Raw genomic sequence first — 13275 nt, 5'->3', positions numbered from 1 at the left:
CATTTAAGTAGTAAACTTAAACAACTAAAGTGTTACAATCTTTTGCATCTTTTGCGGTAAAAAAGTTTAAACATAATTTCTTTAAAAACCATAATCATTTGAAAAAGCTTTTCACCTTATTCATCACAATTGTTAGCTGTCTTCAGTTGTATGCTCAACATACGTATGTTTTTTTCGGTTCTTTTAACTGGGAAAAAGAAACGGAGGGAATTTATGTGTATGAATTGAACACGCAAAACGGAAAATTATCGAAAATTACTTCTGTTTCGGGGATTTCAAATCCTTCTTTTCTCGCTTTGTCACCGGACGGAAAATATCTTTTTGCGTGTACGGAAAGCAAAACAAAGAACGGCGGAAGTGTAAGCAGTTTTGAATTTAATCCTGATAAAAAATCTTTACAGTTCATTAGTAAACAAAGCAGCGGTGGTGAAAATCCGGTTTACCTTACGGTTCATCCAGGCGGAAAATGGCTTGTTAACGGAAATTATACGGAAGGAAGCGTTTCTGTTTACCCGATTTCAGGTAACGGAACTCTTGAACCTTTTGTGCAGAATATACAGTTTTCGGAAGGAAGTATAAATCCAGACAGACAGGATCGTGCACACATCCACTCCACCGTTTTTTCTCCGGATTCTGATTATCTATTTCTGCCTGATCTCGGAGCGGATAAAATTCGCGCCTATCGTTTTAACAATGAAAAAAATACACCTTTGCAGGAAGCTGAAATTCCTTTTATAAAAACAACTTTAGGAGCGGGACCGAGGCATTTTACCTTTCATCCGAATGGAAAATTCGCGTACTGTATTGAAGAAATGGGCGGTGCAGTCAGTGTTTATGCTTACAAAAACGGAAAGCTGAAACCGCTTCAGAGGATTTTTACCCATCCTGAAACCTGTAAAGGAGATTTTGAAAGTTCTGATGTTCATCTTTCGCCGGACGGAAAGTTTTTGTACGCTTCCAACCGCGGAAAAGAAAATAATATTGCTATTTTTTCGATTCAGGACGATGGAAGCCTGAAAACAATCGGTTACCAATCTGTAAAAGGGAAACATCCGAGAACATTTAATCTCGATCCAAGCGGACAATTTTTAATCACCACCAATACGGCAACAAATAATGTCACTGTTTTTAAAAGAAATCCTGAAACCGGTTTGCTGAAAAAAGCCGGAAGAAAAATTAAGATCAGAAATGTTTCGAATGTGCAGATCAGAAGATATTGATCATAAACTTGTTTAATCTTTTTTACCACAAAAGATGCAAAAGATTTTAACACTTTAGTTGTTTAAGTTTACTACTTAAATGAAAAAAAAGAGCACATAAGTTAAAAAAATCAAAGATTTTTTCTCTTTGCAGGATTTTAAAATTAGTTTAAACCAACTTATAATTTTAGTTTCAGAACTGTCATTCAGAATGAAATTTTGCGAAGCATTATGAAATGAAGAATCTTTTGCAGATAAGTTCTTTTTAAACTTCAGTATTTTGTTTCGAAGAATCAATACAAAGTAATAATCAAAGCTTTAAATAAAAGTTTAGTTCATCTTTTGTTGCTTTTGCGGTTAAATAAAAGTTTAAACAGACTTCATAACAAAAAAACTCTGTAAATTTAGATAACAACAAAATTTAAAAACTAATGAACCAGAATAACTTTTACATTCAATATCATAATGCTGATAAACTGAGATGTTTTCCAACTGAAAAGACAGATTTTAATTCTTTAATCTCAGAAATTACTCTTAATGATGATATAAAAGAACATGATTCTTGGATTTATACCAAAAAGAAGACAGCTAAAAAAGCAACTAATGGAATTTGTTTTCTAATTGTAGGAAAAACTGAAAATAAAATTAAAAATTATTACCTATGGAGTTGCTTTAAAATCGAAGATTATGAAGAAAATTTAGACAAAATAATTGTTATCGGAACAGGTCAAGATTTAAAAAAACCAATTTTGCTCAATAATCTTCCTGATTTTATAAGCTTTAAAAAATTTTGCGGGAATTTTGGAATCGGATTTCAAAATATTACTAAGAATGATTTCTCGCTAAAATTATTTTCATACATCAAGGACAACAAAGAAATTTTTTCTCAAGCTAATCCGAATCATTAAAAAAACTTGTTGATTATAAGTGTCAATTTCCAGAATGTAATTCAACTATTCCTACCGAAAAAGGCGTGAATTATGTTGAAGTTGCTCATATAAAACCGGTTTTTAAAGGAGGGAAAAGTATTTTAGGAAACTTAATTGTTTTTTGTCCTAATCATCACAAAGAATTTGATTTGGGAATAAAAGAAATTCTGGAGGATAATACAGAAACAATTTCAGGAATTTTAAATGGTAAAAATTTTAAAATCGATTTACATAACAATTATACTTATAAGGTTGAATAATATCAGTAAAATTACCTCATCCCAGAATCGCTCTTCTTAAAAGCATCTACTTTCTGATAAGAATCGTTTTTCTCTTTTTCTTTTTTGTCTGAAATTAAAATTCCGAAAAGATGATCGATTTCGTGCTGGAAAATAACGGCTGTAAAACCTTCCACAATTTCTGAATATTTCTGACCTTTTAAATCGACATATTCAAGCTGAATGACTTTGCTTCGGTAAAACTGATCTCTGAAATCGGGAATCGAAAGATCGCCTTCGGGACCTAAATTCTGTAATTCTGACCTCCAGACAATAACAGGATTGATAAAATATTCCAACGGTTCACCTTTTTTATCAAAACGCTGAACCCATATTACTTTTCTGTTGATTCCGACCTGCGGTGCAGCAATTCCCACTCCGCCATCGGTGGAAAGCAAAGATTCTTTCATTCTGCCGACTAAAACTGCCGTGTTTTTATCCAACGGATCGATTTCTGCAGAAAGGCTTAATAACGTCTTGTGCTGATTTTCGTCTGTTGTCTGATAAATCGGCAACGCAGAATTTTTATCTCCCTGATTGATCATGGAAATTTCGTTTGGTGTCAGTTTTTGAGCACTCATCAAACCGATAAAAAGGATGAAAAGAAGGGATATTTTTTTCATTTTTCTGAATGTTTTGCAAAGATAAATATTGCAGGCTAAGTTTCGTCTGTTTTGGTTAAAGCCCAATTGAATTTTTGATAACAAGCAATGAAAAATATGCAGACCTCATTGTCTTTTAAACGACTCATTGTCATTCTGACGAAGGAAGAATCTTTTAAATTCTTCCAAACTTTTAGTCTAAATATAAAATCTGGCTCTTTATACTTTTTACCTGGCTCTTTCTCAATACGTTTTCGTCATATCACTTGGAATGATCAGATTAAAATCTGTGGGAATATAGTCTTTCTCAGGAACTTTTAATTCAGGATTATCCGATTCAAAAACAGAAATGACCGCCATTTTCAGGTTCGGATTCTTTTGTTGAATGTACCAGTAAATTCCGCCAAATTCCTTGCTGTGATAGTTTCCGTTGTAATGGATGAATGTTTTTCCGGATTGCAGATTTTTCAGGATAGATTCTGCCATAGTCGCATCTTTTATTGCCTGAGCGGAAATAAAATTCATCACTTTGGTTCCGTCTGCGTGATCACCCATCATCGCTTTCATTTCAGGGTAACCCGGTGTTTCGAGCGTTACTTTTATGGGAAGTTGTGCGATGTAAGATTTTTCTTTTTCAGATAAATTATTCAGAGATTCCAGACCTTCTTTGGCGGTTTGGGAAGCGTATTTCCTGGGAATATTGGTTGCGATGAAATTCAGTTTTTTTGCTTTGGCAAAATCCACCAAAGGTTTATAATCGGTCGTGAAATTATTCCAGAGTCTTGCAGAATCTTTCAGTGTTTTCGCATCTATTTTACCATTCAGGTATTGATTAAGTTGCGGCTGATTGTCTCTTTCGAACATTTCAGCACCTAAAATGAGCTGTCCGTTTTTCTGAGCATATAACCCTTCAGTCACTTTAAGCTGTAACCAATGGTTGATGGAGTTGTTATGATTTTCACCAAAGAAAACCACGTCGTAATCAGCCAGTTGTCTGATGAGTTTTTCGGGCTTTATTGATTTTCCTTTTTTGTCGTAAAACTGATAGGCTTTAAATTGCTGTGCCTGAAATAAGCAGAACATAGAAATAAACAGAGCGGTGAAAAGGTTTTTCATTTTAATTTTGTTTTTTAAACACGAATGGCTTTACAAATATCACGATATAATTTTAATTACTTGTTGTTTTTTTCAAACACGAATGACACGAATGGTTTCACGAATATCACGATAAATTTATTTTTTTAATGATCTATTGTTTATTTTAACGCGAAGCTTTTTTAAACACCAATGATACAAATGGCTTCACGAATGACACAATGTAATGTTGTTTATTTTTATAACGCAATGGTCGCAAATTATTTTTGATTTCTAATTCTTTATATTTCGTTCGCAAAGGCACTTCGTTCAGCAAATGATAGAACGAGCCACTCAGCTAAAACATTGCCAAATGCAATCATAAAACGTTCGCTTAATAACAGATGAAATCTGAATAACTTTGCTTACTTTAAAATATTTACCTTAAAATATTTACTTTGCGTTAAAATTTTCAGAGTGAATGCAATTGAAAAAATTTTATTTAATTTCTGTTGTTTTTTTAAATACAAATCACACAAATGGTTTCACAAATGACACAATGTAACGTTGATTTATTTTTATCACGCAAGAATCGTTAAGTTTTGTTTTTAGTTTATTGAGGATATTTTTCGTTCGCAAAGGCACTTCGTTCAGCAAATGATAGAACAAGCCACTCAGCTAAGACATTGCCAAATGCAATCACAAAACGTTCGCTTAATAACAGATGAAATCTGAATAACTTTGCTTACTTTAAAACATTTACCTTAAATATCTACTTTGTGTAAAATTTTCAGAGTGAATGCAATTGAAAAAATTTTATTTAATTTTCTGTTGTTTTTTTAAACACGAATGACACAAATTGTTTCACGAATGACACAATGTAATGTTGTTTATTTTTATCACGCAATGGTCGCTAAGTTTTGTTTTTAGCTTATTGAGGATATTTTTCGTTCGCAAAGGCACTTCGTTCAGCAAATGATAGAACGAGCCACTTAGCTAAGACATTGCCAAATGCAATCATAAAACGTTCGCTTAATAACAGATGAAATCTGAATAACTTTGCTTACTTTAAAATATTTACCTTAAAATATCTACTTTGCGTAAAAATTTTCAGAGTGAATGCAATTGAAAAAATTTTATTTAATTTTCTGTTGTTTTTTTTAAACACAAATCACACAAATGGTTTCACAAATTACACAATGTAATGTTGTTGATTTTTATAACGCAAGGATCGCTAAGTTTTGTTTTTAGCTTATTGAGCATATTTTTTCGTTCGCAGAGGTACTTCGACAAGCTCAGTATAAACTATTCACTCAGCTATGGCTAGTTCTATCATTTGCTGAACGAAGTGCCCTTGCGAACAAAAAAATATGCTCAATTAGGTCAAAAAGACTTTGCGTTCTTCGCGTTAAATATCGTATCATTCGTGAAACCATTCGTGCCATTTGTGTTTAGATAAAAAAAGCCGCCTGTAAAAAACAAAACGGCCCAAAGAAACTATCTAACTATTTCAATTTATTTTTCAAGATCGGCAACGAGGTCTTTCCATTCCTGCAGTTCCGGGATTCCGGGTTTTCTTTTTCCGAAAAACTGAACGATAAAATCGCCCTCTTTATTGAAAACTTCAATGGCGGTCACTTCTCCGTCTTCTGTCGGTTTTTTCACAATCCATGCTTCCGCAATTTTGGTTACGTCCAAATGCAGATTGAAATCCGGATCCATTACGTTGAACCATTGCTGATGCCAAAGTGTTTTTTTCACATTTCCCGTATGAATCTGGATGATTCCTCTGTTTCCGACAAAAATCATGATCGGAAGTTCTTTTTCCGATGCGTCTTCCAGTACATTTACGACTTTTGAGCTTTCAATTTTCTTTGCAAAACCTTCAGGAGCCAATCTCAACGCCTGCGTTCTGCTCACTCCGAATTTTCGGGTCATCATAAAGAAATCGTGAGTATCTTTCAGATTTGTCCATGCTTTCTGGAAGCCTTCTACATCAATTTCGGTGTCCGGTTTTTCTTCTGCTTTCGGAGCTGCTTTTTCAAAATTGAAAGATCCGTTCTGCTCTTCTGCTTTATATTTTTCTGCCATTTCATCGAATGCAGCTTCGTTACTGTCTTTGGTAAGATAAATTTTATGCAGCGCCAAACCGTCTTTTCCGAAAAACTGAAGGCTTTTTTTATCTCCTTCCACCACTGCGAAAGCTAATTTCCAGTGATTCAGGAAAATTCTTAAATCAATATCTTCTCCCACGAAAAGCTGTGCATGAGGACTGCTGAAATCGCCGTTCAGATACACTCCTTTTCTTTCGTGAACGCACTCTTCGTTGCGTGTAAGCGCCATTACTTTTCCTAACTGCTCCACTTCTGCTAAAATATTCTGAAATTCCGGCTTCAGAACCGTTACGCCTTCTCCTACTCTGGTTGCCAACAGTTCCGCCTCGCTTACTCCCAGTTCTGCTGCGGCATTTCGGATTCTCAGATGCGGATTTTCAGCTTTAAGAGCTTCCCATTTTTCCTTCAGATCGTTTACTAATGTGCTCATTTATTTATTTTTTAATGGTTAAAATTGTGTAATTTCTTGTGATGGTTTCTTCTCCGGTTTTGCTTTTTACTTCTTCCTGCCGTTCGGAAATTTTCATTCTTTTAAAATAACTTTTGGAAACAGTTTCCTCCATTTCATCGGTATTGTACAACGTAAAACCGAACTGTGTAAAAGGGAGTTTTTCCATGAAATTGCGCTGTCCGAAAGTGAGAACAAATGTTCCGTTGTCTTTCAGAACTCTGTAAATTTCATTGAGGAAATCTGTTGGTTTTTCCCAGAAATAAACGGTGTTTACGGTAAATATTTTATCGAATTTTTTGTCTTCAAAAGGCAGTTCTGTTCCTTCGTACAGGACAAATTCAGCCTGATTTTCAAAATTTTTATTTAGTTTTATGGCTTCATGATGCATGGTTTCCGAAATATCAATTCCGGTATATTTTACATCAATGGCTTTGTTTAAAATATTTCTGACATGCCCTGCATTTCCATGACCGATTTCCAGAATGTGTTCGTTGTCTTCTATTAAAAGGGTCTGTATGCTTTCCAACGTCATTCCGATGTTGGTTTCATTCATCATTTCGCCGATCTCGATTCCTTTTTCTCCTTGAGGATGGGCGAGATTCTGTGCTAATATTTTCAGTTTTTCTGTATCCATATTATCCAAAAATAATCATTGGGTGCGAAGTTACCGGATGATTGCAGATCGTACACGGAAAATTGTAGGCTTCCCGGATATTTTCAGCGGTGAAAACCTCTTCCGGAGTTCCGTATGCGGCAACTTTTCCTGATTTCATTAATAAAACTTTATCGGCATATTGTGCGGCAAGATTGAGATCATGAAGAACAACAATCGCAGAATTGGCTTTTTTGGTGAAATTTTTAATGATTTCCAATGCTTTGTACTGATGTTTAATGTCTAAATTATTTAAAGGTTCATCTAAAAAAACAAGTTTGTGGGCAATTTCGTTCTGAAGCTGCGCAAAAACCCTCGAAAGATGAACGCGCTGTTTTTCGCCTCCCGATAAAGTGTTGTATTCTCTTTCTTTTAAATGCAGAATATCCGTTTCATTCATCATTCGGTTTGTCGATTCATGGTCTTCTGTTTTAGGCTGTGCATCGAAATACGGATAACGACCCATCATCACGACCTCTTTTACTTCCAGCGGAATATCGTTGCTGTTGTGTTGTGAAAATTTGGCTTTGTGCTTCGAAAGCTCTTTCACATTCCAGTCGTTGATATGCCTGTTTTTAAATACAATCTGCTGTTCAGATTTAATTTCATTGGCAAGAATACTCAGAAGGCTCGATTTTCCTGCTCCGTTCGGACCGACAATTGCCAGAAATTCGCCATATTCCAGATGAACGTCCACCGAATCCAGAATATGAAAGGTTTTATGCTGATAACTGATCTGATGCGCTTTTATCATAACAGTGATTTTTTAAATTTAACTAAAATCGCAATGAAAACAGGACCTCCCATTAAGGCGGTTAAAATCCCGATCGGAAGTTCCGAAGGTTCCACAATACTTCTGCTGAAAGTATCTGCCGTTAATAATAAAATGCTTCCGCACACCGCTGATAACGGTAAAATAACAGCATAGTCTGATTTAAACAAAAATCTTAAAATATATGGAACGATAAGCCCGACAAAACCAATGGTTCCTGAAAATGCCACACAGCTTCCCACCATTAAAGCCGTAATAAGGATGATCTGCTTTTTTAATCTTTCGACATTAATTCCCAAATGCTGTGCATCTTTTTCGCCTAACATCATTGCATTCAACGCTTTGCCTTTTGGCAGTAAAACAGTGTACGAAATAATCAGAACGATTCCCAAAATAATATTCTTCGTCCATGTTGCAGCAGCTAAACTCCCTAAATTCCAGAACGTTAAATCTCTTAACTGATCGTCTTTTGAGATATAAATCAGAAACCCAGTAATGGAAAATCCGATCGCTGTAATGGCAACTCCCGATAATAACATCATCACGACATTGGTTTTACCGCCGCTGGTTGAAATTCTGTACACCAGAAGCATGGAAATAAAAGAACCGATAAAAGCAGCAATTCCCACCAATGAAAACTGTACGGCTTCAGGAAGAAATTCTCTGAAATATCCTCCCAAAACGATGGTAATGGCTGCAAGTAGGGTTGCTCCGGAAGTGAGCCCGATTAAATCTCCCGTTGCCAGAGGATTTCTGAACAATCCCTGCAAACCTGTTCCGGAAACCGCCAACATACTGCCGATAAGGATTGCCATCACAATTCTGGCTGCTCTTACGTCCCAGACTACATATTTATCGCTCATTGGGAGTGACTGATCTCCGTTCATTATTTTTTGTAAAACAGTGAATGCAGACTGACCTCCGAAATCGTAAACTCCGGTGTTAAGCGACCATACTGCAATGATGCAAAGCAGTACGGTGCTTATGATGATGTAAACGGATAATTTACCTGGTGCTTTCAATCAGAAGTTGGTTTAATTCTACTGCTGCCTGTCCTAATCTTGGTCCGAAACCGGAAACAAGACCGCCGTCCATGGCAATAATTTTTTTATTTTTTCCGGCATTGGTTTGGGAAACACCCGGCATTTTTAACGCTCCTTCGTTTCCTCCCGCTCCCTGCAGTCCGCTCGTGAAGAAGAATAATACATCGGGATTTGCTTTTACAACCGCTTCTGGCGTTAAAGGTTTGAAATCTTCAAAATCATTGACGGCATTTTGTCCGCCTGCAATTTCAATTAAAGAAGCCATCGGTGTATTTTTTCCTGAAACCATAAGCATATTTCCTCTTGCGTAGATGAACAGGACTTTCGGTTTTTTGGCAATCGGCTGAATCTGTTTCAGATCGGCATCAATTTTATCATTCAGTTTCTGATAATCTGTATTTCCGACTGCTTTCGCCACTTCTGTGATCAGTTTTTTAGTTCCGTCGACGGTAAATTCCTGCTTAAAAATTTCTGTTTTGATGCCGGAAGATTTAATTTTCCCCATCAGTTCAGGATTGATGTCTTTATCGGAAGCCAAAATTAAGGTGGGAGAAACTGCCATAATCGGTTCGATGGTCATTGATCTTACGTGTCCCAGATCTTTAGCCGTCGATTTAAGAGATTCGGGAAAAGTACTTGTCACGTCGGTTCCCACGATTTCTTTTTCGTGACCCAAAGCAGCTACAATTTCGGTGATTCCGCCATTCAGCGTTACGATTTTATGAGCAGATTTTGGAGCTTCAGAGCTTTGTTCTGTTTTATTTTCAGTAGAAGCTCCTTCTTTTTTGCAGGAATAGACTGCCATTAATACAGATGCGGCAAGAATGAATTTTTTCATGATATCTTTTTATTTGATTTAAAAATTTTAGAACAAGGGTTTGTATTCGAACTGCGGATAGCCTCTTTCACCGCTGCTGCTCGTAAGTCTGGTGAATCTCAGCTTAAAATAATATCCATCCGGATCTTTGATGACATAAAATACATCCCCTTTTACCTGATATCCGGAAGGTCCGACTTCCCGCCAGTTTCCTCCGATAACGCGCTGATCGTTGTAAATGAATTTCGACTGATCGATATCCGAAACTTTAAAATTATTGTAGGCTTCAACCCCGGTCGTGGTTCCTGAAGCTTTTACTTCATAAGCTCCTGCTCCACCTACATTATTGATGGTGATAAAGTCTGCATACACATAACTTCCTGCTCCTGTAATGGTATTGGTAAAAACCGAAAAGCAAAGATCCCATTTCTTTTTTTCAGGCTGAATGAAGAGTTCTTTTTCATTTTTCAGGCTGACAAAATTATAGTTGTACGCGGAGTTTTTATTGATGGTTAATTCCTTGTGAGAGGTTGAGTTTATTGGGGCGTATTTTATTTTATATCCTCCGTTTGAAGTTCTCGAGATCTGAATTTTCATCCATCCTCTATTTTCTCCGGCTGTGGTAACGCTTCCAGCAGGAACATTTCCTGTGTAAATTCCTTTCCCCATGTTCAGAAGGTATACTGCATTTTCAGATTCATTGGGATTAATTTCTTCAATTGCGGTATAGCCTGAAGGAAAGTTTCCTTTCACATCATCAATATAAATGGTGTTGGAAGGATTAAAATTCGCAACCTGTACAAGATCCTGTAAACCGGAAACCTCAGCTTCTGTGACCAGATCGATATTCGCAGCATTCGGGATTTTTCCTGCTGCCATCATCAGAGAAGAATTAAGAATGACTTTAAAATTGCTTCCTGAATACAAAGCGAGATCCCAATCGGTTCTTTTGGTCAGCACTTCAGAATCCGTTCCCAGATCAAACCAGACCTGATTAGGCTGTGTAGCTCCGCCAACGGTAGGATTCACGATAGAACCTTCAATTTTTGATATGGTAACGGGATCTTCATTATCATTAATACAGGACTGGGTGATGAATGATGTCCCGATGAAGAGGTAAAGCAGTATTTTTTTCATTTCAATGATTATTTTTTAAAAGTTGTAGGTTAGTCTGGTGAAGTAGCTTCTGCCGTAGAAAAGATTCGAGTTCGGATCGGTGGTTCCGTGCGCGGTTCCGGCAACGGTGGTGTCTCTTACGGATGAAACATCAAAAATGTTCTTGATTCCTGCACTGAGTTCAAAATGATTTTTGAAAAAGGGCTGACTTACGACGAAATCCATCATATTGAAGTTGCCGCGCTCTCCCACATAATAAAAAGGATGGGCAATATCCTGACTGTCTAAGACAAACATCTGAAGTTTCCCGACGTGTCTGTAAAACAACGAAACATTGGTTCCTGTTTTTGGGAGGGTATAGTTTGCAGCCAGTTTTCCTTCGAATGTATAAAAGAAATCATCTGGAGAAACCAGAGTCCCTGAAAAGAGTTCTTTTCCGATGCCATAATAAGAGGCATTGGCAGCAAGGCTGAACTGATTTTTCTGAACTTTAAAATTGGCTTCAAAAAGTAATGATCTGAATTTGTTGATATTAATGTATTTGTACTGCAACGGACTCTGATTGATCTGCAGAACTTCTATTCTGTTTTTGAGATCCATGTACGTTGCGCTCGCTCCTACCTGAACATTCCATCCTGAACTGGTGGTGAATTTTTTGTCTCCGTTTAAAGAGATCGTGATTCCTTCTTCCGGTTTTAAATCTTCATTTCCTCTGATGTCGTGATTGCTGTCTACAAAATAGGTGTAGAGTTCATCAAAATTGGGAAATCGGTTCGCGCTTCCTGCCACGAGTCGGATATTACTGGAATCATCTATTTTTCCTCTTACCGTTAAGGAATAATTGTGCTGTGTATCAAATTTATCACTCAGCGCCAAACGGTAACCGGGTCTCAATGAAAGCCAGTCTGTAGGATTCCATTCTGCAGAAATAAAATTGGCGTAATTGAAAATTTTTCGGTCTACATTATTTCCTGCAAAATCTCCTGCAATAAAACCTGCGTATCCTTTGGTATGATCGAGTTCATATCCCAACTGGAAATCTATTTTTTTATCATCAAGAAAATTGCTGAAAACACCTCGCGAATAGATGACATCTGCTTTATTATAGGATTGATAAACTTCTTTCGTTCCCATTACTTTCCTGTTCGGAATATCATAGGTAAAATCTCTGTATTTTCTGTCCTGAGTCTGATATGAAAAATCACCTGTATAATTGATGTTGCCTAATTTGGTCTGAACATTTAACTGATTGACGTATCTTGTGGTGAGGTAATCTCTGTCGGCAGAAGTATAAGTTCTGTTTCCCTCTCCTAAATAAAGTTCTGAAACAATCGGGCTGTAGAAATTGAGTTGTTCATTAACGAACCCGAACTTATAGAAAACAGAAGTTTTATTTTTGCTGTATCGGATCACTCCGTCGATATTCAGCACATCTTTCGGCTGCCAAAGATATCCTCTTTTTCCGTCCTGTTCAAAATATTTATATCCTTCCTGCGTTCCTTTGAATCCCTGAAAATCGTTATGATTGATATTGGCTCCGATATACCAGTTTTCATTTAAGTTATATCCTGCATTCAGGGTTTGGATATGTCTTCCTTCTCCTTTTTTGTACCAATTGTATTCTTTTCCTACGGTTTCTTCCTGAACGGAAGCATTTAACGTTAATTTTTTCTGAGTGCTTTTTTTGGTGATGATATTGATGACTCCGGCAACGGCATTGCTTCCGTAATCCACTCCCATTGAACCTCTTACCACTTCAATACGTTCTACATTATTGATATTGAGTTTGGTGAGATCTATATTGTTTCCCAGTCCCACATCTCCTACCACAGGAATATTGTCAATCAGGATTTTGGTATACTCTCCACCCAGTCCCAGTAAACTCGCCGTTGAATTTCCTGAATTGCGGTCTGAAGTAATCAGAATATTCAAGCTTTGGTTTAAAACATCTGCCACATTGGTTGCTGCCATATTTTTGATCTGCTGCGCATCGATGACCTCCACTTTATAAATTGATTTATTAATGGATTGCTGAGTATACTGTCCGGTAAGGACAACTTCTTCAATTTTTTCCAGCTTTACAGAATCTTTTTTCTGCGCGTCCATCCACAAAATCATCGTTAAAGCAAGAACAGAAAGCAATTTCTTCTTCATAGGATCAAAAAATTTTTGACAAATATAATATTTTATTTAGAACAATTAAAAATAATTATATAATTTTGTAGAAT

At 36.5% G+C, this 13275-nt stretch carries 12 protein-coding genes; 3 read left to right on the top strand and 9 right to left on the bottom strand.

The genetic code is table 11. From position 1 onward, the window contains the following. Positions 1–98: 98 nt before the first annotated feature. From PFY09_RS20460 to PFY09_RS20450, 3 genes are all read left to right on the top strand, one after another. On the top strand, positions 99–1220 hold the full coding sequence (locus PFY09_RS20460) for a lactonase family protein (RefSeq protein ID WP_271160922.1): 1122 nt from the start codon (positions 99–101) through the stop codon (positions 1218–1220). A 410-nt stretch (positions 1221–1630) separates the two neighbouring features. Continuing rightward, positions 1631–2107, top strand: coding sequence for a hypothetical protein (locus tag PFY09_RS20455; protein WP_271160921.1), 477 nt, complete (start codon positions 1631–1633; stop codon positions 2105–2107). 65 nt (positions 2108–2172) lie between these two features. Next, entirely contained in the window at positions 2173–2388 is a 216-nt protein-coding gene (locus PFY09_RS20450; RefSeq protein ID WP_271160920.1) for an HNH endonuclease, read from the top strand. Positions 2389–2399: 11 nt separating this feature from the next. Here PFY09_RS20450 and PFY09_RS20445 read toward each other — a convergent pair whose 3' ends face one another. From PFY09_RS20445 to PFY09_RS20405, 9 genes are all read right to left on the bottom strand, one after another. After that, positions 2400–3029: a peptide deformylase gene (locus tag PFY09_RS20445; protein ID WP_271160919.1), complete on the bottom strand. Its 630-nt coding sequence runs from the start codon at positions 3027–3029 to the stop codon at positions 2400–2402. Positions 3030–3251: 222 nt separating this feature from the next. Next, positions 3252–4124, bottom strand: coding sequence for a ChaN family lipoprotein (locus PFY09_RS20440; protein WP_271160918.1), 873 nt, complete (start codon positions 4122–4124; stop codon positions 3252–3254). Positions 4125–5597: 1473 nt separating this feature from the next. Further along, positions 5598–6626 (bottom strand): hemin-degrading factor, encoded by a 1029-nt coding sequence (locus PFY09_RS20435; protein WP_271160917.1) that lies wholly within the window; start codon positions 6624–6626, stop codon positions 5598–5600. A gap of 4 nt (positions 6627–6630) precedes the next feature. Then, complete coding sequence (locus tag PFY09_RS20430) at positions 6631–7281, bottom strand: class I SAM-dependent methyltransferase (protein WP_271160916.1); 651 nt, start codon at positions 7279–7281, stop codon at positions 6631–6633. Position 7282: 1 nt separating this feature from the next. Next, on the bottom strand, positions 7283–8053 hold the full coding sequence (locus PFY09_RS20425; RefSeq protein ID WP_108410348.1) for a heme ABC transporter ATP-binding protein: 771 nt from the start codon (positions 8051–8053) through the stop codon (positions 7283–7285). Beyond that, entirely contained in the window at positions 8050–9093 is a 1044-nt protein-coding gene (locus PFY09_RS20420; RefSeq protein ID WP_271160915.1) for a FecCD family ABC transporter permease, read from the bottom strand. The genes PFY09_RS20425 and PFY09_RS20420 overlap by 4 nt, the downstream gene beginning before the upstream one ends. Then, positions 9077–9952, bottom strand: a complete 876-nt coding sequence (locus tag PFY09_RS20415) for a heme/hemin ABC transporter substrate-binding protein (protein ID WP_271160914.1) — start codon at positions 9950–9952, stop codon at positions 9077–9079. The genes PFY09_RS20420 and PFY09_RS20415 overlap by 17 nt, the downstream gene beginning before the upstream one ends. Positions 9953–9979: 27 nt before the next feature. After that, on the bottom strand, positions 9980–11068 hold the full coding sequence (locus tag PFY09_RS20410; RefSeq protein WP_271160913.1) for an HmuY family protein: 1089 nt from the start codon (positions 11066–11068) through the stop codon (positions 9980–9982). Positions 11069–11083: 15 nt separating this feature from the next. Next, a complete protein-coding gene (locus tag PFY09_RS20405; RefSeq protein WP_271160912.1) occupies positions 11084–13201 on the bottom strand; it encodes a TonB-dependent receptor plug domain-containing protein in 2118 nt (705 codons plus the stop codon). Positions 13202–13275 lie beyond the last annotated feature (74 nt).

Source organism: Chryseobacterium gambrini, from assembly GCF_027920505.1.
Lineage (GTDB): Bacteria > Bacteroidota > Bacteroidia > Flavobacteriales > Weeksellaceae > Chryseobacterium > Chryseobacterium gambrini.
The sequence above is the reverse complement of the archived record's forward strand: the minus strand, read 5'-3'. Positions and strand labels throughout refer to the sequence as shown.